Here is a 21,238-nt window from a genome sequence, read left to right on the forward strand (position 1 = left end):
TTCGCCGCCCGGCGCATCATCCGCGCCTCCGCACGGACTCCCGGCGGCCGATCGCCCGCGCGTCGAGCCCGGAGAGCCCGCGCACCGCGACGAAGGCCTTCTCCCGGCCGGGCAGCGAGACCCTGCCGCGCAGCACCGCCTCGGGGTCGGCGGCGATCCGGGTCAGCAGCCGGTGGTAGATGCCGGCCATCGCGGCCACGCAGGCGCCGCTGCGCCGGTCGAGCATCGGCAGCAGCCGGAATCCCTCGGCGAACAGCGCGCGGGCACGCTGCGCCTCGAAGTGCACCAGGCCGGTGAAGTCGGAGCCGGGCGGCGGCACGGGCCCCTCGAAGCCCGCCGCGCAGCCGAACTTGGCAAGGTCCTCGGCGGGCAGATACGTACGGCCGTTCCCGGCGTCCTCGCGAACATCCCGGAGAATGTTGGTCAGTTGCAGGGCCAGGCCGAGGGTGTCGGCGTACTCGAAGGCACGCTCGGCGTCCGGCGCGCCCGGTACGGTGCCGAACACGCCCAGCGAGAGCCGGCCGATCGCGCCGGCGACACAGCGGCAGTAGTCCCGCAGCTCGTCCCAGGTCTCATAGGTCTCGCCGCGCACATCCATCAGCACGCCGTCGATCAGCTCGTCGAGACCGTCCAGCGGCAGCGGGAAGCGGCGGGCGGCGTCGGCCAGCGCGACGGCCACCGGGTCGGTGTCGTCCTCGTCGATCCGGCCGTCCTTGATGCGCGCCAGCACCGCCCGGGTGTCCTCCAGGCGGCGTTGCTTGGCGGCGGGTTCCAGGGTGCCGTCGCCGATGTCGTCGACCCGGCGGGAGAAGGCGTAGAGCGCCGACATGGCCTGCCGCTTGTCGGCCGGCAGCAGCCGGATGCCGTAGGCGAAGTTCCGTGCCTGCTGCCCGGTGACGGCCTCGCAGTAGCGGTACGCAGCGAGCACCGGCGCGGACGCGTGTGCGGTTGCCTCCACGGTCCGACTCACCCCTCTCTTCGCAATGTCGCCCCTACCTCGCGCAGCAGGCTGAGCTTGGTCGGCTTGGGCGGTCCAGGGAGTACGTCGTAATCGGCGGCCGCGACCGCCTGGAGTGCAGCGCGTCCGCCGGCCACGAAACCGGCCAGCAGCAGCTTGAGTCTGCCGTGGACGCTACCCACCAGCGGGGTGCCTTCACGCAGCAGCTCACGGGCGCGTTCGGCCTCGTAAGCGATCAGCGCGCGCACCGATGCGCCCCCGCTCGGCGCGGCCAGATCGGCCTCGTCGACGCCGAAGCGCTTCCTGTCCTCGGCCGGCAGGTAGATGCGGTCGCGCCCCAGGTCCTCGGCCACGTCCTGGATGTGCTCGACGATCTGGAGGGCGGTGCAGACCGCGTCGGAGTGGCGGATGCGGGCGGGGCTCGCGGTGCCGGTGAGGGCGAGGACGAGGCGGCCGACGGGGTTGGCGGACAGCTCGCAGTAGGCGGCCAGGTCGCCGTAGGTGCCGTAGCGGCTCACCCGCTGGTCCTGCCGGTTGGCCTCGATGAGGTCGAGGAACGGCCCCGGGGTCAGCGCACAGCGCCGGACGGTCGGGCCGAGGCGGCGCAGCAGCGGATGCCCGGGGCCGGGGGCGCGGTCACTGAAGACGCGGTGCAGGTCCGCTTCGAGGGCGTCCAGCAGCGCGGGCCGGTCGTCGTACTGTGCGCGGTCGAGTCCGAGGAGTACGGCATCGCCGCCGCCGGGTGCGAGATCGCCGTCACCGATGTCGTCGACGAGCCGGGCGAAGCCGTAGACGGCCATCAGATCGGTCCGCCAGGCACGGGGCAGGAAGAACGGCGCGACGGGGAAGTTCTCGTGTGCGGCCTGATCGAGCACGGTGCGCGTCTGCTCCCGTCCGTCACCTGCCGCCCCCCTTCGGAGGAAGGCGCGACGCGCCTGCTCGTTGTCTCGGCTCACCGGGGGCTGCCCGGCGCATTTCGGTGCCGGAGCGAACCAGTAGCCATTGCCGTCACGTCTCCCGTTCTACACCGCCAAGACAAAACATCCCATTTCGGACACGCCGCAGTCGGCGCCGCGCCCTGATCGAGCCCGCATCACCCGCTTGGGCGAGCATTGCCCGACATATCCCACTTGTGCCGTTCGGCACCCGTACAGCTTACGCCGTACATCTCGCCCGCGTCCGAGGGGGTACCGAAGCCCGGGGCAGCCATCCCGTCAATATCCGTTACGCCCGAACTGTTCCAGGTGTCAACGGAGTTGACCTTTTCCTCACGCCCGAAGGCCCCCGCGAGGCGGACTCACGGAGGCCTTCGGCTGCGGGACGGACTATTTGCCCGTCTCCTTTTCGTACGCCTTGATCACTTCATCCGTCGGGCCGTCCATCAGCAGCTCGCCGCGCTCCAGCCACAGGGTCCGGTCGCAGGTGTCGCGGATGGACTTGTTGTTGTGGCTGACGAGGAAGACCGTGCCGGCCTCCTTGCGCAGTTCGCGGATGCGGGCCTCGGAGCGCTTCTGGAAGCTGCGGTCGCCGGTGGCCAGCGCCTCGTCGATCATCAGCACATCGTGGTCCTTGGCGGCGGCGATGGAGAACCGCAGGCGGGCGGCCATGCCGGAGGAGTAGGTGCGCATCGGCAGCGAGATGAAGTCGCCCTTCTCGTTGATGCCGGAGAAGTCGACGATGCCGTCGTAGCGCTCGCGGACCTGTTCGCGGCTCATGCCCATGGCCAGGCCGCCCAGGAGGACGTTCTTCTCGCCGGTCAGGTCGTTCATCAGGGCCGCGTTCACGCCCAGCAGCGAGGGCTGGCCGTGGGTGTAGACCTTGCCGCGCTCGGCGGGCAGCAGACCGGCGACCGCCTTGAGCAGCGTCGACTTGCCCGAACCGTTGGAGCCGATCAGGCCGATCGACTCGCCGCGGTAGGCGGTGAAGGAGACGCCCTTGACCGCGTGCACCTCGCGTACCCCCGTGGAGGGCTTGCGGCGCACGATCCGGTTCAGCGCCGCGGTGGCGCTGCCCTTGCCCGCGCCGGTGCCGTAGACGCGGTAGACGATGTGCAGATCGTCCGCGATCACCGTCGGGATACGGGCCTCGGCGGCCTCGGTCGGCTCGATGCCGTTCTGTTCAGCCACGTCCGTACCGCTCCTCAGCCTTCCAGAAGTACACAAAGCCGACCACGCCCATCAGCAGCGCCCAGCCGCCGGCGAACGCCCACACATGGGGCGGCAGCTTCGCGGCGGTGAAGCTGTCGATCAGCGCGAAGCGCATCAGGTCGATGTAGACCGCGGCCGGGTTGGCGTTGAGCAGGACCTCCACGAAGGCGGGGGCGTGCTTGCCCTTGAGGATCAGGTCGATGCTGAACATCACGCCGGACGCGTACATCCACGTCCGCATGATGAAGGGCATCAGCTGCGCCAGGTCCGGGGTCTTCGCCCCCATCCGTGCCATGACCATCGCCAGGCCGGTGTTGAAGACGAACTGCAGCGTCAGTGCCGGCAAGGCCAGCAGCCACGACCAGGTCGGGACCTGCCCGAAGCCGAGCAGGATGATCACCAGCACGCCCATGGAGAACAGCAGCTGCTGCAGCTGCATCAGGCAGAACGAGATCGGCAGGCAGGCCCGCGGGAAGTGCAGCGCCCGCACCAGGCCGAGGTTGCCGGCGATCGCCCGCGTACCGGCCATCACCGAGCTCTGGGTGAAGGTGAAGATGAAGACACCGGTCACCAGGAACGGGACGAAGTCGGGGACGCCCCGGCTCGTGCCGATCAGCACACCGAAGATCAAGTAGTACACGAGGGCGTTCAGCAGCGGTGTGGCCACCTGCCAGACCTGGCCCAGCTTGGCCTGGCTGTACTGCGCCGTCAGCTTGGCGCTGGCGAACGCGGAGATGAAATGCCGCCGGTCCCACAGCTGCCGGACGTACTCCGGCAGCGAGGGACGGGCCCCGCTCTGCGAGAGCCCGTACTTCTGGGCCCGCTGGGCAGGGGTGAGCCCGTCATCGGAAGATGGCGGGGCACTCATGGCGACCGCACCGTCGTGCGTGGTCTCGCTCACAGTTGACACTTTCGTCCTCAAGGTGCGCTGCCGGGGCCACGCCCCGGTTCGCGCCTGATGCTCTCAGATACGAGCTTGTCAGATGACGGGAGGGCGGCCCAGTCGGGTCAGTCGCCAAACGGTAGCCCACTTCATGGGGCGCCTGGGACCGCTCGGGGTCGCCCAGCCCTCCTTGAAGCCGCCCAGCCAGGCCCGCAGCGCCGGTCGCGACGGCCGGCGGGCGAGGGTGAGCAGAAACCAGACACCGAGATAGACCGGAACCAGCGCGGCGGGGAGGTTGCGCCGGGCCAGCCACACCCGGTTACGGGCCACCATCCGGTGGTAGACCGCATGCCGGGCGGGTGCCGTCGTCGGATGGAAGAGCACCATGTCCGACCGGTAGTCGATCTGCCAGCCGGCGTCCAGCGCCCGCCAGGCCAGATCGGTCTCCTCGTGGGCGTAGAAGAAGTCGTCGGGCAGCCCGCCGACCTCCTCGAACACCTGCGTACGGACCGCATTGGCACCGCCGAGGAAGGTGGTGACCCGCGACGAGCGCAGGGGGTCCGAGGCCCGCAGCCGCGGCACGTGGCGGCGCTGGGTCTCCCCCGTGTCCGGGTCGGCGATCCGGAAGCTGATGATCCCGAGCTCGGGATCGGCGGCGAAGGCCTCCCGGCACAGCTCGGCGGTGTCCTCCCTGGCCAGCAGCCCGTCGTCGTCCAGGAAGAGCAGGACGTCGACCTCGCTGCCGCCGGGGCCGAACGCCTCGATACCGACGTTGCGGCCGGCCGGGATGCCGACGTTCTCCGGCAGCTCGACGGTCCGTACGCCCTCGGGGAGCTCCGGCAGCGGCGAACCGTTGCCGACGACCGCGACCTCGATCGGGTCGCCCTCCTGCTTGGCGACCGAGTCCAGCAGCGCGCGCAGCTCCTCGGGGCGGTTGCCCATGGTCAGGACAACCGCACCGAGCCGCATGCTCCTACCCACATCGGCTCCCGTCACTTGAGCCTGCTGGAGGCGAGGATGGACACCAGGTGCAGCAGGGTCTGCAGGAGCGCGATGCCCGCCAGCACGGCGACGCCGAGCCGCGAGAAGAACAGATCGCCCCTGACCGTGTCCAGGACCGCCAGGACCAGGATCAGCAGGGAGGCCTCGACCCCGAGGACCAGGCGGTGGAACTTCAGCGCCGCGGCCGCCTTGCGGGCCAGTGCCATACCGGACGAGCGCGGCTCGGACGCCGTCTCCTTGACCGGCGGAAGACCGCCCTGGTGACGGGCGACACCGACGAGGTCGGTCTCGGCCTTGATCATGATGGCGCCGAGAGCGGCGAGGGTACCGAGGAAAGCCCACAGCCAGTCGATCCGCCCGGAGCCCCACAGGTCCGCGGCGCGCAGGCCGAAGCCGACGAGCACCGCGGCGTCGCACAGGTAGGCGCCGACCCGGTCCAGGTACACCCCGCCCAGGGAGAACTGCTTCTTCCAGCGGGCGACCTCGCCGTCGACACAGTCGAGCAGCAGGTAGAGCTGGACCATCAGCACGCCGAGCAGGGCCCCCGCGATCCCCGGCACCAGCAGCGCGGGGGCGGCGAGGACGCCGGCCACGGTCATCACGTAGGTCAGCTGGTTGGGCGTGATCCGCGTGTTCACCAGGTGGCGGTCGATGCGCAGCGAGAGCTCGCGCATGTAGAGCCGGCCGGCCCAGTGCTCGCCGCTCCGCCGGTCCTTCACCCCCGGAGGGTGAACGACCGGGCGGAGCTCAGCTACCGATGGCTTCTGCATAGTCGGCGTAAGCGTCCCTGATCTGGTCGGTGGACAGGTCGAGGTGTTCGAGGATGGTGTAGCGCCCGGGGCGGGTCTTGGGTGCGTACTCGACGGCCTCGACGAATTCCTCGTCCGTGAAGCCGATCTCGCCCGGCGTGACCGGCAGGCCGTGCCGGCGCAGCACCTCGACCATCAGGTCACGGGTCTCCTTGTCCCCGCGCAGATGCGTGGCGAAGGCGGCGGCGAGGCCGCACTGCTCGCCGTGGCTCGCGGCGCGCTTGGGGTAGAGGATGTCGAGCGCGTGGTTGATCTCGTGGCAGGCGCCGGACGCCGGACGGCTGTCACCGGCCACCGACATCGAGATACCGGTCAGGACCAGGCCCTCGGCCAGCACCTGGAGGAAGGCGTCGTCGCCGACCCCGCCGGGGTGCCGGAGCACGGCCTCGCCGGCCTGGCGCGCCATGGCGGCGGCCAGTCCGTCGATCGCCTCGCCGGTCTCGCGGTGCGAGAGCTCCCAGTCCGCGACCGCGGAGATGTTGGAGATCGCGTCACCGATGCCGGAGCGGACGAACCGGACCGGGGCCTCACGGATGATGTCGAGGTCGATCACCACGGCGATCGGGTTCGGCACACCGTAGGAGCCGCGGCCCGCGTCGTTGTCGAGGGTGGCGACCGGCGAGCACAGGCCGTCGTGCGACAGGTTCGTCGCCACGGCGACCAGCGGCAGGCCGATGCGCGCCGCGGCGAACTTGGCGCAGTCGATGATCTTGCCGCCGCCGAGGCCCACGACCGCGTCGTAGTGCCCCTTCTTCATGGCGTCGGCGAGCTTGATCGCTTCGTCCAGGGTGCCGCCGCCGACCTCGTACCACTCGGCGCCCGGCAGCTGGGGCGACAGCCGCTCACGCAGCCGTGCCCCCGAGCCGCCGCTGATCGCGATGGCGAGCTTGCCCGACGCGGAGATGCGCTGATCGGCCAGCAGGCCCGCCAGGTCGTCCAGGGCACCGGCGTTGATGTCAACGACGACCGGGGACGGAATGAGGCGGGTCAGTACTGGCATGCGATGTCACGGCCCTTCGCCAGGTCGTCGTGGTTGTCGATCTCGACCCACTTGACGTCGCCGATCGGGGCCACGTCCACCTTGAAGCCGCGGTTGACGAGCTCCTGGTAGCCGTCCTCGTAGTAGAGGTCGGGGTCCCGCTCGAAGGTGGTCTTCAGGGCATCGGCCAGCTCCTCGGCGGCCTCGCCCTCGATGAGGGTGACACCGATGTACTCACCGGTCGCCTCGGCCGGGTCCATCAGCTTCGTGATCTTCTGGACACCCTTGGCGGGGTCCACGACGACCTTCATCTCCTCGTCGGCCAGCTGCTTGACCGTGTCCAGCGCGAGGATGATCTTCTGGCCGTTGCCGCGGGCGGCGAGCAGGGTCTTCTCGACCGAGACCGGGTGCACGGTGTCGCCGTTGGCGAGGATCACGGTGTGCTTGATCGAGTCACGGCCGCACCACAGGGAGTAGGCGTTGTTCCACTCCTCGGCCTTGTCGTTGTCGATGAGGGTGAGCTTGAGGCCGTACTTCTGCTCCAGGGCCTCCTTGCGCTCGTAGACGGCTTCCTTGCGGTAGCCGACGATGATCGCGACCTCGGTCAGGCCGATCTCGGCGAAGTTGCCGAGGGTCAGGTCGAGGATGGTGGTGTCCCCGTCGACCGGCACCAGAGCCTTGGGCAGGGTGTCGGTGTAGGGGCGCAGACGCCGTCCGGCGCCGGCAGCCAGCACGAGGCCGATCATGCGGGTTCTCCTTCATCGTGTACGGCGGGTGCTTGGGAGGACACCCAGAAACGGATGCTCTCGACGAGCACCAGCAGCGCCAGGACCACAGCAAGGGCCGTCAGCGCGATTGTGAAACCTTCAGGGGACAGGGCGGCGGCGAGAACGGTGATCACGAGGATCCGTCCCTCATGTCCGCCGGTCGCCCGGACGAGCCACCGCGGGGGGGCTCCGGTGCCACCGCGGATGCGGTAGACCGTGTCGTAGTGATGGTAGGCGACCGCCGCGACCAGCCCGAACGCCGCGGGCAGCGCTCCGGGGACGTCCGCACGGGCCGCCAGGACCAGGATCGTGACGTATTCGCCGGCCCGGAAGAAGGGCGGAACGAGCCAGTCGAGGGTGCCCTTGAGCGGCCGTGCCACGGCGGCACCGGCCAGCAGCGCGGAGCAGACGGCGACGCCGACGGTGAGCCAGGACATCGGGTCGTCCTGGAAGATCACCCAGACCAGCAGCACGGCGGCTGAGAGAAACGCCATGACCGGCGCCAGGAAGGAACCGGTACGGCCGCGGCCACGGCCACGGCCGGCGATCAGCTCGGCGAGCGGCCCGGAGTCGGCGAGGTCGGCCAGCGCCTGGGCGGCGCGGTCGGTACGGCGGGCCCGGCGGGTGAGCGAGCGCAGCACCCGGCCTGCCGTGGTGTAGCAGGCGGCCAGCGCACAGCCGATGAGCAGGGCGTAGAAGACGATGCGCGGGGTGGTGAGCGCGGTGAGCACCGCGATCATGGCCCAGCGCTCACCGATCGGCAGCACGATCATCCGGCGCACCCAGACCGTCCAGCCGACGCTGTCGAGCTTGTCGGAGAGCGCGGCGGTGGGGCTGGTGTTGGCGGTCGCGTCGTGGTTCGCCTCGTTGAAGGAGAAGTCGACGACATGGCGGCAGGTCTGCAGCACCATCGCGCCCAGTGCCAGCGCCCATACGTCGTCGCCACCGCGGGCCGCGCCCAGGGCCAGGCCCGCGTAGTACGCGTACTCCTTGGCCCGGTCGAAGGTGGCGTCCAGCCAGGCGCCCATCGTCGAGTACTGCAGGGAGTAGCGGGCGAGCTGCCCGTCGGTGCAGTCCAGGACGAAGGAGAAGAGGAGCAGCAGGCCGGCCGCGACGAACCCGCCGCGGGTGCCGGTGGCCGCGCAGCCGGCCGCGATCAGCGCGGTGAGCAGGGACGCGGTGGTGACCTGGTTGGGGGTCAGCCCGCGGCGCGCGCACCAGCGGGCCAGGTAGCGGGAGTACGGGCTGATGCAGTACGTGGTGAAGAACCCGTCACGGGACTTCACGGCGGTGCGCAGCCGTACGGCCTCGTCGTCGACGGCGGCGACGGCTTCCCGGGCGTCCTCGCGCTGTGCCGGGGTGAGCGCGACGGTGGCGACCAGGCTGCCGAGCTCGACGCGGTGCAGTCCGGTCACCTCGCGGTCGAGGGATGTGGTGAGGGTGTCGGTGAGGACGTCCGTGAGGTGGGCGGTACCGGCGCCGACCGGGATCCTGCCGACCGCACGGGTCAGCGCGGCGCGCGCCTCGGGCTGCGCGGTGAGCGCGCCCGGCACCGCCGCGGCGGGGAAGCGGGGGTCGGTCAGTGCGAGCCGCAGGGCATGCAGATGGCCGACGAAACGGGGGTCGACGACGGCGACCCGCTCCTGGGCGGGCACCGCGGCAAGCAGCTCGGCGGCGGATGCGGCATCGTCCGCAATACGGACGTCAAAGCCCAGCGTGCGCAGGTCGGCTTCGAGCGGCGACCCGGCGACCGGCGGACCGGTGAGGATGGCGGTCGACAGTCGAACTCACTCCTTGGATGCTGACAAGGCAGCACGGACGGTTCGTGATCGATCCGCATTCGATACGAACTACCCGGGCAGCGGGCGTGGCACACCTGGCGCCCGGTGGGCTGGGGTGGCACGTCGGCAGAGGCTATCGGATCGCCGGATGCGGCGGTTCACCGCGCATTCACCGCTCGATCGAGTGACCGACGGCTGCGCCTGCCGCGATCATCATGGTGGATCAGGTGGTCCATGAACAACTGGCCCGCGGACCTGGCATTCTCTCCGGTGCCGGTTATGAGGGGGCTGGTCACGGGGCGGGCGGGTTGTGCCGGGGCCGGTGTGGCGAGAGCCATCCCCGGTCCGGGGGCGGTCACCGTCCTGCGCTGCCGCCACCGGGACGCGCGCGCCGTCCGTATCGGGGGCGAAGGGCGCGACAGCGGGGTGTGGACCATCTCACGGCCGGGCGCACGGAAGGAGCGGCGCGCTGGCATGTAGCGCCGCGCACCCGCTCTGCCGGTGATGCGGACCCGGCTAGGGCAGACTTGGCGTCGAAGACCGACGACAAGGATGGGCATGCCGATCACACCTGCCAACGGACAGACCGCCGGGGACCCGGCGGTGAGCACACCGGGCGGCGCCGCCGAACCGATCATGCTGGAGCTGGTCGACGAGGACGGTGCGACGATCGGCACCGCGGAAAAGCTTGCGGCCCACCAGGCTCCCGGGCAGTTGCACCGGGCGTTCTCCGTCTTCCTCTTCGACGAGAAGGGGCGGCTGCTGCTGCAGCGCAGGGCGCTGGGGAAGTACCACTCCCCCGGTGTGTGGTCCAACACCTGCTGCGGCCACCCGTATCCCGGTGAGGCACCGTTCGTGGCCGCGGCCCGGCGGACCTCGGAGGAGCTGGGCCTGGCGCCCGCCCTGCTGGCGGAGGCGGGCACCGTGCGTTACAACCATCCCGACCCGGCCTCCGGCCTCGTCGAGCAGGAGTACAACCACCTGTTCGTCGGGCTGGTGCGGGCCGAGCCGGCGCCCGACCCCGAGGAGATCGGCGAGATCGCCTTCGTGACGCCGGAGGAACTGGCCGAACGGCATGCCCAGGCGCCGTTCTCCGCCTGGTTCATGACCGTGCTGGACGCGGCGCGACCGGCGGTGCGCGAGCTCACCGGAGGGTCGGCGGGCTGGTAGCGAGCGGGGTGAGCGGCAGCTCGGCCCAGATGGCCTTGCCGCCGTTCCTCGTGTTCTCGACATCGCATTTGCCGCCCGCCTCCGCGGTGAGCGTCTTGACGAGCCACAGGCCGCGGCCGCCGACGTCACCCTGTTCCGCCTCCAGTGCCTTGGGGCGGTAGGGGTGGCCGTCCTCGACCGCGACCCGTAGCCAGTTCGCCCCGATGGTGACCTGGACGGCGATCTGGGGCGAGAGCAGGGCGGCGTGCCGGACGGCGTTGGTGACGAGTTCGGAGACGATGAGCAACAGGCCGTCCATGATCTCGGCGGCCACGGGAACACGCTGTTCGGCGAGCAGATCCCGGACCGCGTGGCGTGCCTGCGGCACCGAAGACTCCAGTGCCGGGGCGGTGAACCGCCAGACACCTTCGTACGCGAGCGGGGAGGTCAGCTCTTCGGGGGGCTCTGCGGGGGGTCCGGAAGGCATCCTCACAGGAAGAGTGTTGAGAATGCGTTGGTCCGGACCGGCCAGCTGAACACAAGTCAGCGCTTATCGACGCTTTATGGCCGATTGCGAGTGAGGCGCTCGGCCCGGCGACCGATCCTGTTGCTTTTATGGGTTGTTCGCGGACTTACCGGAGGTGACCCCCGTACGATCCGCCCCCCGGGGCGGTACATCCGGAACGCACAGCGCGGCGGGACCGGTGCCTGGGCATCGGTCCCGCCGCGCTGTTTCAGTAGCGGGGACAGGATTTGAACCTGCGACCTCTGGGTTATGAGCCCAGCGAGCTACCGAGCTGCTCCACCCCGCGTCGGTGAACACCACCCTACGGGTCGGCAGCCTCAGCACCAAATCGATAATCATCGCGGGTGCCGCGGGCCCGCCGGTCCCGGATCACCGCCTGCATCGGACGGTGATCCGGCCACGTCCTCAGACCGCCCGGTCGGTGACCCGTCCGCCGTCGACCTCGATACGGCGGGTGGTGTGCACCGCTTCGAGCATCCGGCGGTCGTGCGTGACCAGCAGCAGGGTCCCGGGGTACGAGGCGAGCGCGGACTCCAGCTGTTCGATGGCCGGCAGATCGAGATGGTTGGTCGGCTCGTCCAGGACGAGGAGATTGACCCCGCGGCCCTGGAGGAGGGCCAGCGCGGCGCGGGTCCGCTCCCCCGGTGACAGGGTGCGCGCGGGGCGCAGCACATGCGCCGCCTTCAGCCCGAACTTCGCCAGCAGCGTACGGACCTCGGCGGGCGGAAGGTCGGGGACACAGGCCCGGAAGGCGTCCATCAGCGGCTGGTCGCCCTGTTCCCGGTCACCCGGGCCGGGTGCGCCGAAGAGCCGGCCGCGCGCCTGGTCGACCTCGCCGACCACCACGCCGGGGCCCAGGGCGGCATGCCCGGTGTCCAGCGGGAGCCGGCCGAGCAGGGCGGCGAGCAGGGTCGACTTGCCGGAGCCGTTGGGGCCGGTGATGGCGACCCGGTCCGCCCAGTCGATCTGCAGGTCCACCGGGCCGAAGCGGAAGTCGCCGCGCCGCAGGCCGGCGCCGCGCAGGGTGGCCACGACCGCGCCGGCCCGGGGCGCGGCGGCGATCTCCATCCGCAGCTCCCACTCCTTGCGCGGTTCCTCGACCACCTCCAGCCGCTCGATCAGGCGCTGGGTCTGTTTCGCCTTGGCGGCCTGCTTCTCGGTGGCCTCCACCCGGGCATTGCGGCCGATCTTGTCGTTGTCGGGGGCCTTGCGGCGGGCGTTCTTGACGCCCTTCTCCATCCAGTTGCGCTGGGTGTGTGCCCGGGTCTGCAGGGCGGCCTTGGTGTCGGCGTACTCCTCGTACTGCTCCCGCGCATGACGCCGGGCCCGTTCTCGCTCCTCCAGGTAGGAGGTGTAGCCACCGCCGTAGGTATTGACCTGCTGCTGGGCGAGGTCGAGTTCGACGACGCGGGTGACCGTGCGGGTCAGGAACTCGCGGTCGTGGCTGACCAGTACGGTGCCGGCGCGCAGCCCCGTGACGAAGGACTCCAGCCGGTGCAGACCGTCCAGGTCGAGGTCGTTGGTCGGCTCGTCCAGCAGGAAGATGTCGTAACGGGAGAGCAGCAGCGAGGCGAGCGAGGCTCGGGCGGCCTGGCCGCCGGAGAGCGTGGTCATCGGCTGGTCGAGGCTGACGGACAGGCCGAGCTGTCCGGCGGTTTCCTCGGCGCGTTCGTCGAGGTCGGCCGCGCCCAGCGCGAGCCAGCGCTCCAGCGCCGTGGCGTAGGCGTCGTCCGCGCCGGGCCGCTCGTCGACCAGCGCCTGGGTGGCGGTGTCCAGGGCGAGCTGGGCGTCGGCCACGCCCGTACGGCGGGCGAAGAAGGTGCGGACGGTCTCTCCCGGGCGGCGGTCGGGCTCCTGGGGGAGGTGGCCGACCGTGGCGGTGGGCGGGCCGAGCGAGAGCGTCCCGTCCTCCGGGGTGTCCAGGCCGGCCAGCAGGCGCAGCAGCGTGGACTTGCCCGCGCCGTTGGCGCCGACGAGGCCGACCACGTCCCCGGGGGCGACGACCAGATCGAGGCCGGAGAACAGGACGCGCTCGCCGTGGCCGGCGGCGAGATCTTTGGCGACAAGAGTTGCTGACATCAGGCCGCCGATCGTATCCGGCCCGCTCCGTCCCGGTCGCTCTAATATCCGGAGCATGGAACCCGGTCTGAAGACGCATGTCAGCGACGGCACAGCGACCGTCACCGTCAGCAATACCGGCAAGCGGAATGCCATGACCGTGCAGATGTGGCGGGACCTGCCGCCGCTGCTGGAGCGGCTGGCGGCCGACCGCGCGGTCCGGTCGCTGGTGCTGACCGGCGAGGGCACGACGTTCTGCGCGGGCGCCGACATCGGGTCCCTGCGGGATCCGGCGGGTGAGCCGCAGGGTCTGGCGGCGGCGGCCGAGGAGGCGCTGGCGGCGTTCCCCGGGCCGACGCTGGCGGCGATACGCGGCTATTGCGTGGGCGGCGGCACCCAGTTGGCGGCCGCCTGCGATCTGCGGTTCGCGGAGGAGGGCGCGCTGTTCGGGGTGACGCCGGCCAAACTGGCGGTCGCCTATCCGGCGGCCGCCACCCGGCGACTGGTCCGGCTGGCCGGGCTGTCCACCGCCAAGTACCTGTTGTTCTCTGGCGAGTTGATCGACTGTGCACGGGCACTGCGGACGGGCCTGGTGGACGAGGTGCTGCCCGAGGGTGCGCTGGACAAGCGGGTGGCGGAGTTCTCGGCCGTCCTCGCGAGCCGGTCGCTGCTGACGCAGACCGCGGCGAAGGAGCTGGCCGACGGCACGTGGGACGTATCGCCGGCCGAGGCCGAGGCGCGCGGCGCTTACTGGGCCGCGCAGGCGCGGGCGAGCGGCGACACCGCGGAGGGTGCCGCCGCCTTCCTGGAGCGCAGGGCGCCGCGCTTCACCTGGCCGACGGGCTGACGCCGGGGCGGGCCTTACGCGGGGCGGGCCTTGCGCGGGCCCGGGTGGGTGAAGCCCGCACGGGCCGTGGGACGGCTGCTCACTGCTGCCCGGTCAGCAGGGCCCGGCCACCCTCCCGCATCATCGCGGTGATCTCGGCCGGGGCCTTGTCCGGGGAACCCGCGTCGTAGGGCGGCTGCGGGTCGTATTCGATGCCGAGCTGGATCTCCTGGGCCGCGGCGTCCCCGGCGATCCGGCCGGCCAGCGTCAGCCCCATGTCGATGCCGGACGAGACGCCGGCCGCCGTGACGTACTTGCCGTCGAAGACCACCCGTTCCCCGGTCGGCTCGGCCCCCAGCGCCGGGAGCTGGTCCAGCGCGAGCCAGTGGGAGGTCGCCCGGCGCCCCTTGAGGAGGCCCGCGGCGGCCAGGATCAGCGAGCCGGTGCACACCGAGGTGGTCCAGGTGGTGCCGGCGTCCACGGCGCGGATCCACTCGTGCACCGGGCCGTCCGCCATCTGCGCGGCCTGCCCCGCGCCGCCGGGCACGACGAGGATGTCCGGTGCGGTGACCTCGCCCAGCGTGGCGTCGGCGACCAGCCCGAGCGAACCGAGGTCATTGCGGTGCGGGCCGGTGCGCTCGGCGACGAACACCGCCTCGGCGCCGGGCAGCCGGCTGAGGGTTTCGTAGGGGCCGACGGCGTCGAGCGTGGTGAAGCCGTCGAAGAGAAGGATCGCGAGCTGCATGGAGTTTCCTGTCGGTAGATCGGTATCCGTAGGGGCGGTGCCGGCCCGGTGGAGCGATGGCGGCCGGCAGGGGGTCAGGAAGAGACGAGGGGTGGTCCGGCGGTCCGGAAACGGCGGCGGTATTCGGCCGGAGAAGCGCCCAGGACACGGAGGAAGGCGCGGCGCATCGCCTCGGGGGTGCCGTAGCCGCAGTGGCGCGACACCTGCTCGATGCCGTCGGCGGAGTCCTCCAGATGCCGCCGGGCGGCCTCCAGCCGGACCCGGTCGACATAGCGCCCCGGCGTCATGCCCACTTCGTCGCGGAAGGCACGGGCGAAGTGCCGCGGCGAGAGGCGGGCGCGCTGTGCGAGGGCGTCAACGGAGAGGTCCCCCGCCGGGTTCTCGGTGATCCACTGCTGGACGTCGCGCAGCGGTCTGCGCTGTGCGGTCTGCGCGGCGAGCTGGGCGCTGAACTGGGTCTGGTTGCCGGGCCGCCGCAGAAACACGACCAGATGGCGAGCGATGGTCAGCGCGAGGTCCCGGCCGAGGTCCTCCTCCACCAGGGCCAGCGCGAGGTCGATACCGGCCGTCACGCCCGCGGAGGTGGCCAGATCGCCGTCCCGTACGTAGATCGGCTCGGGTTCGACCCGCACCGCGGGGAACCGTTCGGCGAGGGTGTCGCAGAGCATCCAGTGGGTCGTCGCGCGGCGGCCGTCCAGCAGCCCGGCCTCGGCCAGCAGCAGCGCTCCGCTGCACACCGACACCTTCCGCCGGGCGCGGTGGGCGTTGCCGCGCAGCCAGTCGACCAGCCGGGGGTCGGGGGTGCGGGTGCCCTCACCGCCGGGCACCAGCAGGGTGTGCGGCGGCCCGGCGGCGGCGAGGGTGGTGTCGGGGACCAGGGTCAGCCCGCTGGTGGTGCGGACCGGGGATCCGTCAAGGCTGGCGGTGCGGATCCGGTAGCCGCCCGGGACTTCCCGGCCCGCTCCGTGGAAGACCTCGACCGGTCCGGAGACGTCGAGAGCCTGCACACCGTCGAAGAGAACGACGAGTACCTCGCGCTGTTCCATGCCCCCATCCTGGGCAGCGGGGGCGAAGGCGGCAACGACGGATTTCCCACCCTTTCTGCCATCGCACGGGCCGGCAGCGGCTCACGGCCCTCCTCCGGTGCCCTGCACTCACCTCCATACCGACGGGTCGGTAACCTGCCCGTATGACCACTTCCAGCGCACTGCCCGAGCAGGCCGGCCGTACCTGCCACAACGTCGTCAACCCGTTCCACTCCACGCACTACTTCGCGCCGGAGCTCGCCGCGGAGATGGCCAAGGCCGGCATCGAGAACCGCAGCGCCGCCTACTTCGCCTGCCGCGGAGCGGCCATGGGCGCGGTGGGCCCCGGCACCATCACGGCCACCTTCTACAACTTCAAGCACGACCTCATAGCCGAGCACGTCCCGGACGTCTGGACGGTCGCCACGCCCCAGGCCGTGCTGGAGGCCCGGCTGCGCGCCGTGGACGCCACGCTGCGCCGGCTCCTGGGCCCGGAGGCCGTCGAGTCGCCGGAGATGGCCGAGGCCGCGCACCTGGCGCTGCGCGCCGTCGAGGGCTGCACCCGCCAGGCCCGGCCGCTGTACGCCGCGCACGCCGACCAGCCGGTGCCGAGCGCCCCGCACCTGGCTTACTGGCACGCCGCGACGCTGCTGCGCGAACACCGCGGCGACGGCCACCTGCTGGCGCTGCTCGACGCCGGACTGGACGGGCTGGAAGCGCTGGTCACCCACACCGCCAGCGGCCGTGGGATGAGCTACAAGGGCGTCATGGCGACCCGTGGCTGGTCGGAGGGGGACTGGGCGGCGGCGCAGGAGCGGCTGCGGGCCCGTGGCCTGCTGGACGCCGAGGGCGAGTTGACCGAGGACGGTGTCCGGCTGCGCAAGGACCTGGAGCGGATGACGGACCGTCTGGACCGGGCGCCGTACGAGCACCTGGGCGCCGACGGCGTGGCCCGGCTCACCGAGCTGGCGACCGGTTTCACCACCGCCGCCATGAACGCCGGGGCGTTCCCCGCCGCGCTGTTCGGCAAGTGAGGCCTTCGTAGCGTCACCGGGCCCGCGGTTCCCGGGAGGGGTGGATCCGTTCGCCCCGCCCGGGGCCGGGGCCGCGGTGGCTCTCCCCGCCCGCGGGCGGGCGCGGGGGGCTGCGCGGACACCCCCGGGCGGCCGGGCGGTGCGACAGTCCGGCCCGCCAACCGGCACAATGCAGGCTTACGCAAGCGCTGGAAGGCGGGTCAGGATCAACGTGACGGCATCCACTGAGCCCATCGGGACCCTCGGGTCCATCGAAGCGAGGATCGCCGGGGAGCTCGGCGTCAAGGAGCGGCAGGTGAAGGCCGCGGTCGAACTGCTCGACGGCGGCTCGACGGTCCCGTTCATCGCGCGCTACCGCAAGGAAGCCACCGAAACGCTCGACGACGCGCAGCTGCGCTCGCTCGAGGAGCGGCTGCGCTATCTGCGGGAGCTGGAGGAGCGGCGGACCGCGATCCTGGAGTCCGTGCGGTCCCAGGGCAAGCTCGACGCCGCCCTGGAGGCGCAGATCCGCGGCGCCGACTCCAAGGCGCGGCTGGAGGACATCTACCTCCCGTTCAAGCCCAAGCGGCGCACCAAGGCGCAGATCGCGCGGGAGGCGGGCCTGGAACCGCTCGCCGACGGGCTGCTCGCCGATCCTTCGGTGGAGCCGGCCGCGGCCGCCGCGGCGTTCGTGGACGACGGCAAGGGCGTTGCCGACGCGGCCGCGGCCCTGGAGGGCGCGCGGGCCATCCTGACCGAGCGGTTCGGCGAGGACGCGGACCTGATCGGCGAGCTGCGCGAGCGGATGTGGTCGCGCGGGCGGGTCGCGGCGAAGGTGCGCGAGGGCAAGGAGGAGGCGGGCGCGAAGTTCGCCGACTACTTCGCCTTCGCCGAGCCGTTCACCGAACTCCCCTCCCACCGGGTGCTGGCGATGCTCCGCGGCGAGAAGGAGGAGATCCTGGATCTCGCCCTGGAGCCGGAGGACCCGTCGGCGGCCACCGAGGGCCCGAGCTCCTACGAGCAGTCCATCGCCCACCGCTTCGGCGTCACCGACCGGGGCCGGCCCGGCGACAAGTGGCTGCAGGACACCGTCCGCTGGGCCTGGCGCACCCGGGTCCAGGTGCACCTCGGGATCGATCTGCGGCTGCGGCTGCGGCAGGCCGCCGAGGACGAGGCGGTACGGGTCTTCGCCTCGAACCTGCGCGATCTGCTGCTCGCGGCGCCTGCCGGTACGCGCGCCACGATGGGCCTGGACCCCGGCTTCCGTACGGGCGTGAAGGTGGCCGTGGTGGACGCGACCGGCAAGGTGGCCGCCACGGAGACCATCTACCCCCATGTGCCGCAGCAGAAGTGGGACGCCTCGCTGGCCACGCTGGCGAAGCTGGCCCGTGAGCACGACGTCGAACTGATCGCGATCGGCAACGGCACCGCCTCCCGCGAGACCGACAAGCTGGCGGCCGATCTGATCGCCGCGCAGCCGGAGCTGAAGCTGACGAAGGTGATGGTCTCCGAGGCCGGCGCCTCGGTGTACTCCGCCTCCGCGTTCGCCTCGCAGGAGCTGCCCGAGCTGGACGTCTCGCTGCGCGGCGCGGTGTCCATCGCCCGCCGTCTGCAGGACCCGCTGGCCGAGCTGGTCAAGATCGACCCGAAGTCGATCGGTGTCGGGCAGTACCAGCACGACCTGTCCGAGGTGAAGCTGTCGCGCTCGCTGGACGCGGTGGTCGAGGACTGTGTGAACGGCGTCGGCGTGGACGTCAACACCGCCTCGGCGCCGCTGCTTTCGCGGGTGTCGGGCATCGGCTCCGGGCTCGCCGAGAACATCGTGGCGCACCGGGACAGCAACGGCCCGTTCCTCTCCCGCAAGGCCCTCAAGGACGTGGCGCGGCTCGGCCCCAAGGCGTACGAGCAGTGCGCGGGCTTCCTTCGGATCCGGGACGGCGACGACCCGCTGGACGCCTCCAGCGTGCACCCGGAGGCGTACCCGGTGGTGCGCCGGATGGTGAAGTCGGCGGGCAGCGAGGTCGGTTCGCTGATCGGCAACACGGCGGTGCTGCGCACGCTGAAGGCCGCGGACTTCGTCGACGACTCCTTCGGTCTGCCGACGGTGAGCGACATCCTGCAGGAGCTGGAGAAGCCGGGCCGTGACCCGCGTCCGGTCTTCAAGACGGCGACCTTCAAGGAGGGCGTGGAGAAGATCGGCGACCTGCAGCCGGGGATGCTCCTGGAGGGCGTGGTGACCAATGTCGCCGCCTTCGGGGCGTTCGTGGACGTGGGCGTCCACCAGGACGGTCTGGTGCATGTCTCGGCGATGTCGAAGACCTTCGTCAAGGACCCGCGGGACGTGGTGAAGCCGGGCGACATCGTGCGGGTCAAGGTGCTCGATGTCGACATCCCGCGCAAGCGGATCTCGCTGACGCTGCGGCTGGACGACGAGCACGGCAAGGGCGCCGCGGCGACCGGCGGCGGCGAGCGCCGGGGCGGCTCCGGCGGCTCCGGCGGCTCCGGCGGCTCGGGCGGATCGGGCGGCTCCGGCGGCGGCCGGGGACCGCGTGAGGGCGGCGGCCGGAGCGGTGCGCCGCGCCAGCGGCAGGGCGGCGGGCAGCGGCAGGGCGGCAGCGGGCAGCGCGGCGGTGACCGCCGGGGCGGCCGCGACGCCGGGCCGGCCAACGACGCGATGGCCGATGCCCTGCGGCGGGCCGGACTCCTGGGCACGGAGCGCGGCGGCCGCTGACGGACCACGGCTGCGACCGGCGGCAGCGGGACGGGCGCCCGCTGCCGCCGGTACCGCCGTGTTGCGGAGGTGCTGCGGACGGCCTACTTGGATTCGACCCGCCCGACCGGGTGGGGACCGCTCGCCAACGCCTCGCGTGCGGTCTGCCAGGTGCGGTCGCCGGGGTGGAGCTCGGTGCGGAGGTAGGCCGCGGTGAGCCGCCCGACGGCGGCGACTCGCTCGGGGCTCTCGTCCGTGGTCTCGGCGGCGTCGTATCCGGGGATCCCGCCGAGTGCGTGCCCCGCGCCGAACAGGGTGAGCAGGGACTTGGGGCCGGGGCTCAGGGTGTAGGGGTCGGCGTGCCAGTCCGGCCCCCGGTCCGTGAAGTGCGGGGAGTCGTCCTCGTCGCCGGCGACGACCAGCGCGGGCGTGGTCATCGTGGAGAAGTCGGTGGTCCGCAGAACGGGCAGCGCCTGCGCCATGGGCCCGTTGAGGACGTCACCCCTGCCGGGCGCGGCCAGCAGCACCCCCGCCTTTATCCGGGGCTCGATGAGGCTCACTTCCTCGCCGCTGTCGGGGTCGGAGACCCGGGCGCCGAGCAGGAGGCCGGCGGTGAAACCGCCGAAGGAGTGTCCGGCAACGGCGGCCTTGGTGTGGTCGATCCGCCCGGCGAGCAGCGGCACGGCCTCTTCGATCACATCGAGCCGGTCGAGGAGGTGCGTCATGTCCTCGGCCCGCGAGCGCCAGAAGAAGGGTGCTCCTGGGGCGTCGGCGACCAGGTGGCTCAGAGTCCTGGAGGTGAGATGGGTGGGCTGGACGACCACGAACCCCTGTGCCGCCCAGGAGTTGACGAGCGGCGCGTAGCCGTTCAGCGAGGAGAGGTGGTTCGAGGGGCCGTGACCGTGCGAGAACAGGATGACGGGAAGTCCCGTTCCGCTCGCGGGTGCCGATACGCGGACCTGCATGTCCACGGGACGTCCGGGAACGGACAGCACCACCGGGCTGAAGGACAGGACCGGGGCGGGCGTGCCCGGGGTGTCGGCGGTGGTGGTGGCGGTGTCAGTGGAAGCGTTCACGAGGTGCGGGTTCCCCTTCTGTGAGCCCTGCCGCCCGCCGGTCTCGTGCGGCCGGCGGGCGAGCAGGGCGGTAGAGAGCGTCCGGCTTCGGCTAAGCTGAAGCGGAACGCTGCTCCATTTAATATCCGGATCGTCGCTCCGTTTTGTCAAGCCCTGCCGAGGGAGAACGTGATGCCCACCGATGGCCCCGCCGGGGAGCCACCGGCCCGCAGCAAGCGGGCCGACGCCCAGCGCAACCGTCAGACGGTGCTCAGCGCCGCCGCCGAGGTGTTCGTCACCTCCGGTGTCGACGCGCCGATCCGGCAGATCGCCGCCGGGGCGGGCGTCGGGATGGCCACGATCTACCGCCACTTCCCGACCCGGGCGGATCTTGTCACCGCGGTCTACCGCCACCAGATCGAGGCATGCGCCGAAGCCGGACCGGACTTGCTGGCCGGCACCGATACTCCGTTCGACGCACTGCGCCGCTGGATCGACCTCTTCGTCGATTTCCTGGTCACCAAGCACGGACTCGCCGACGCCCTGCAGTCCGACAGCGACCGCTTCGCCGCGCTGCACACCTATTTCCTCGACCGCCTGCTGCCCGTCTGCGCCCAACTGCTCGACGCCGCGGTCGACGCCGGTGAGATCAGGCCCGGCACCCAGCCGTACGAGCTGATGCGCGGCATCGGCAACCTCTGCATCGGACGCGACAGCGACCCCCGCTACGACCCCCGCCGTCTGATCGAACTGCTCCTCCAGGGACTACAGCGGCCTCGACCGGCCTGACGGCGGCGTTCACGGA

19 protein-coding genes and 1 tRNA gene are annotated in these 21,238 nt (G+C 71.6%); 5 read left to right on the forward strand and 15 right to left on the reverse strand.

The genetic code is table 11. The features are described 5' to 3' along the window. Window positions 1–16: 16 nt before the first annotated feature. The 9 genes from hpnD to OHS81_RS04925 all read right to left on the reverse strand — a co-directional run bounded on the left by hpnD (window position 17) and on the right by OHS81_RS04925 (window position 9,326). A complete protein-coding gene (gene hpnD / locus OHS81_RS04885) occupies window positions 17–970 on the reverse strand; it encodes a presqualene diphosphate synthase HpnD (protein ID WP_443058652.1) in 954 nt (317 codons plus the stop codon). Then, window positions 967–1,833 carry a squalene synthase HpnC gene (gene hpnC, locus OHS81_RS04890; protein ID WP_328382774.1) on the reverse strand — a complete coding sequence of 289 codons (867 nt, stop codon included), beginning with the start codon at window positions 1,831–1,833 and terminating at the stop codon, window positions 967–969. Before hpnC ends, hpnD begins: the two co-directional genes overlap by 4 nt. A gap of 450 nt (window positions 1,834–2,283) precedes the next feature. Next, window positions 2,284–3,084 carry an ABC transporter ATP-binding protein gene (locus OHS81_RS04895; RefSeq protein ID WP_328382776.1) on the reverse strand — a complete coding sequence of 267 codons (801 nt, stop codon included), beginning with the start codon at window positions 3,082–3,084 and terminating at the stop codon, window positions 2,284–2,286. Further along, on the reverse strand, window positions 3,077–4,006 hold the full coding sequence (locus OHS81_RS04900) for an ABC transporter permease (protein WP_328382778.1): 930 nt from the start codon (window positions 4,004–4,006) through the stop codon (window positions 3,077–3,079). Before OHS81_RS04900 ends, OHS81_RS04895 begins: the two co-directional genes overlap by 8 nt. Window positions 4,007–4,084: 78 nt before the next feature. Next, window positions 4,085–4,957: a glycosyltransferase family 2 protein gene (locus OHS81_RS04905; RefSeq protein ID WP_328390905.1), complete on the reverse strand. Its 873-nt coding sequence runs from the start codon at window positions 4,955–4,957 to the stop codon at window positions 4,085–4,087. Between the two features lie 23 nt (window positions 4,958–4,980). Further along, entirely contained in the window at window positions 4,981–5,760 is a 780-nt protein-coding gene (locus tag OHS81_RS04910; protein WP_328382780.1) for a CDP-alcohol phosphatidyltransferase family protein, read from the reverse strand. Further along, window positions 5,738–6,799, reverse strand: coding sequence for an iron-containing alcohol dehydrogenase family protein (locus OHS81_RS04915; protein WP_328382782.1), 1,062 nt, complete (start codon window positions 6,797–6,799; stop codon window positions 5,738–5,740). Before OHS81_RS04915 ends, OHS81_RS04910 begins: the two co-directional genes overlap by 23 nt. Continuing rightward, window positions 6,787–7,524, reverse strand: coding sequence for a phosphocholine cytidylyltransferase family protein (locus OHS81_RS04920; protein ID WP_086720811.1), 738 nt, complete (start codon window positions 7,522–7,524; stop codon window positions 6,787–6,789). Before OHS81_RS04920 ends, OHS81_RS04915 begins: the two co-directional genes overlap by 13 nt. Further along, window positions 7,521–9,326 (reverse strand): DUF5941 domain-containing protein, encoded by a 1,806-nt coding sequence (locus OHS81_RS04925; RefSeq protein ID WP_328390907.1) that lies wholly within the window; start codon window positions 9,324–9,326, stop codon window positions 7,521–7,523. Before OHS81_RS04925 ends, OHS81_RS04920 begins: the two co-directional genes overlap by 4 nt. Window positions 9,327–9,884: 558 nt before the next feature. Here OHS81_RS04925 and idi point away from each other — a divergent pair. Beyond that, window positions 9,885–10,496, forward strand: a complete 612-nt coding sequence (gene idi, locus OHS81_RS04930; protein ID WP_328382787.1) for an isopentenyl-diphosphate Delta-isomerase — start codon at window positions 9,885–9,887, stop codon at window positions 10,494–10,496. Here the strand turns inward: idi and OHS81_RS04935 are convergent. The 3 genes from OHS81_RS04935 to OHS81_RS04945 all read right to left on the reverse strand — a co-directional run bounded on the left by OHS81_RS04935 (window position 10,471) and on the right by OHS81_RS04945 (window position 13,080). Then, complete coding sequence (locus OHS81_RS04935; RefSeq protein WP_328382788.1) at window positions 10,471–10,962, reverse strand: ATP-binding protein; 492 nt, start codon at window positions 10,960–10,962, stop codon at window positions 10,471–10,473. The two genes, idi and OHS81_RS04935, sit on opposite strands and share 26 nt — an antisense overlap. Before the next feature lie 251 nt (window positions 10,963–11,213). Beyond that, window positions 11,214–11,287 (reverse strand) — tRNA-Met (locus tag OHS81_RS04940). 119 nt (window positions 11,288–11,406) lie between these two features. Beyond that, window positions 11,407–13,080 carry an ABC-F family ATP-binding cassette domain-containing protein gene (locus tag OHS81_RS04945; protein WP_328382790.1) on the reverse strand — a complete coding sequence of 558 codons (1,674 nt, stop codon included), beginning with the start codon at window positions 13,078–13,080 and terminating at the stop codon, window positions 11,407–11,409. Window positions 13,081–13,135: 55 nt separating this feature from the next. Here OHS81_RS04945 and OHS81_RS04950 point away from each other — a divergent pair, with 55 nt between their 5' ends. Next, entirely contained in the window at window positions 13,136–13,906 is a 771-nt protein-coding gene (locus OHS81_RS04950) for an enoyl-CoA hydratase/isomerase family protein (protein WP_328382792.1), read from the forward strand. Window positions 13,907–13,985: 79 nt separating this feature from the next. Here the strand turns inward: OHS81_RS04950 and OHS81_RS04955 are convergent, their stop codons facing one another. Both OHS81_RS04955 and OHS81_RS04960 read right to left on the reverse strand, forming a co-directional pair. Next, window positions 13,986–14,630 (reverse strand): DJ-1/PfpI family protein, encoded by a 645-nt coding sequence (locus tag OHS81_RS04955; protein WP_328382794.1) that lies wholly within the window; start codon window positions 14,628–14,630, stop codon window positions 13,986–13,988. Window positions 14,631–14,704: 74 nt separating this feature from the next. Further along, the gene (locus OHS81_RS04960) at window positions 14,705–15,676 is read right to left on the reverse strand and encodes a GlxA family transcriptional regulator (protein ID WP_328382796.1); all 972 of its coding nucleotides are present in this window, start codon (window positions 15,674–15,676) and stop codon (window positions 14,705–14,707) included. A 143-nt stretch (window positions 15,677–15,819) separates the two neighbouring features. Between OHS81_RS04960 and OHS81_RS04965 the strand changes: the two genes are divergently transcribed. Together OHS81_RS04965 and OHS81_RS04970 are read left to right on the forward strand one after the other, a co-directional pair. Then, entirely contained in the window at window positions 15,820–16,689 is an 870-nt protein-coding gene (locus tag OHS81_RS04965; protein ID WP_328382798.1) for an SCO6745 family protein, read from the forward strand. 211 nt (window positions 16,690–16,900) lie between these two features. Next, entirely contained in the window at window positions 16,901–19,399 is a 2,499-nt protein-coding gene (locus OHS81_RS04970; RefSeq protein ID WP_328382800.1) for a Tex family protein, read from the forward strand. A gap of 83 nt (window positions 19,400–19,482) precedes the next feature. Here the strand turns inward: OHS81_RS04970 and OHS81_RS04975 are convergent, their stop codons facing one another. Then, window positions 19,483–20,454: an alpha/beta hydrolase family protein gene (locus OHS81_RS04975; protein WP_328382802.1), complete on the reverse strand. Its 972-nt coding sequence runs from the start codon at window positions 20,452–20,454 to the stop codon at window positions 19,483–19,485. A gap of 171 nt (window positions 20,455–20,625) precedes the next feature. Between OHS81_RS04975 and OHS81_RS04980 the strand changes: the two genes are divergently transcribed. After that, window positions 20,626–21,222, forward strand: coding sequence for a TetR/AcrR family transcriptional regulator (locus tag OHS81_RS04980; RefSeq protein ID WP_328382804.1), 597 nt, complete (start codon window positions 20,626–20,628; stop codon window positions 21,220–21,222). The last annotated feature ends 16 nt before the right edge of the window (window positions 21,223–21,238 follow it).

Origin of the sequence: Streptomyces sp. NBC_00400 (assembly GCF_036048035.1) — a bacterium.
Lineage (GTDB): Bacteria > Actinomycetota > Actinomycetes > Streptomycetales > Streptomycetaceae > Streptomyces.

Excerpts from the sequence above, each read along its gene's own strand:
- OHS81_RS04945 (WP_328382790.1), bottom strand. The coding sequence starts at position 13,080 with ATGTCAGCAACTCTTGTCGCCAAAGATCTCGCCGCCGGCCACGGCGAG.
- OHS81_RS04965 (WP_328382798.1), top strand. The coding sequence starts at position 15,820 with ATGACCACTTCCAGCGCACTGCCCGAGCAGGCCGGCCGTACCTGCCAC.
- OHS81_RS04905 (WP_328390905.1), bottom strand. The coding sequence starts at position 4,957 with ATGCGGCTCGGTGCGGTTGTCCTGACCATGGGCAACCGCCCCGAGGAG.
- OHS81_RS04950 (WP_328382792.1), top strand. The coding sequence starts at position 13,136 with ATGGAACCCGGTCTGAAGACGCATGTCAGCGACGGCACAGCGACCGTC.
- OHS81_RS04935 (WP_328382788.1), bottom strand. The coding sequence starts at position 10,962 with ATGCCTTCCGGACCCCCCGCAGAGCCCCCCGAAGAGCTGACCTCCCCG.
- OHS81_RS04960 (WP_328382796.1), bottom strand. The coding sequence starts at position 15,676 with ATGGAACAGCGCGAGGTACTCGTCGTTCTCTTCGACGGTGTGCAGGCT.
- OHS81_RS04955 (WP_328382794.1), bottom strand. The coding sequence starts at position 14,630 with ATGCAGCTCGCGATCCTTCTCTTCGACGGCTTCACCACGCTCGACGCC.
- OHS81_RS04920 (WP_086720811.1), bottom strand. The coding sequence starts at position 7,524 with ATGATCGGCCTCGTGCTGGCTGCCGGCGCCGGACGGCGTCTGCGCCCC.
- OHS81_RS04915 (WP_328382782.1), bottom strand. The coding sequence starts at position 6,799 with ATGCCAGTACTGACCCGCCTCATTCCGTCCCCGGTCGTCGTTGACATC.
- OHS81_RS04910 (WP_328382780.1), bottom strand. The coding sequence starts at position 5,760 with ATGCAGAAGCCATCGGTAGCTGAGCTCCGCCCGGTCGTTCACCCTCCG.
- OHS81_RS04980 (WP_328382804.1), top strand. The coding sequence starts at position 20,626 with ATGCCCACCGATGGCCCCGCCGGGGAGCCACCGGCCCGCAGCAAGCGG.
- idi (WP_328382787.1), top strand. The coding sequence starts at position 9,885 with ATGCCGATCACACCTGCCAACGGACAGACCGCCGGGGACCCGGCGGTG.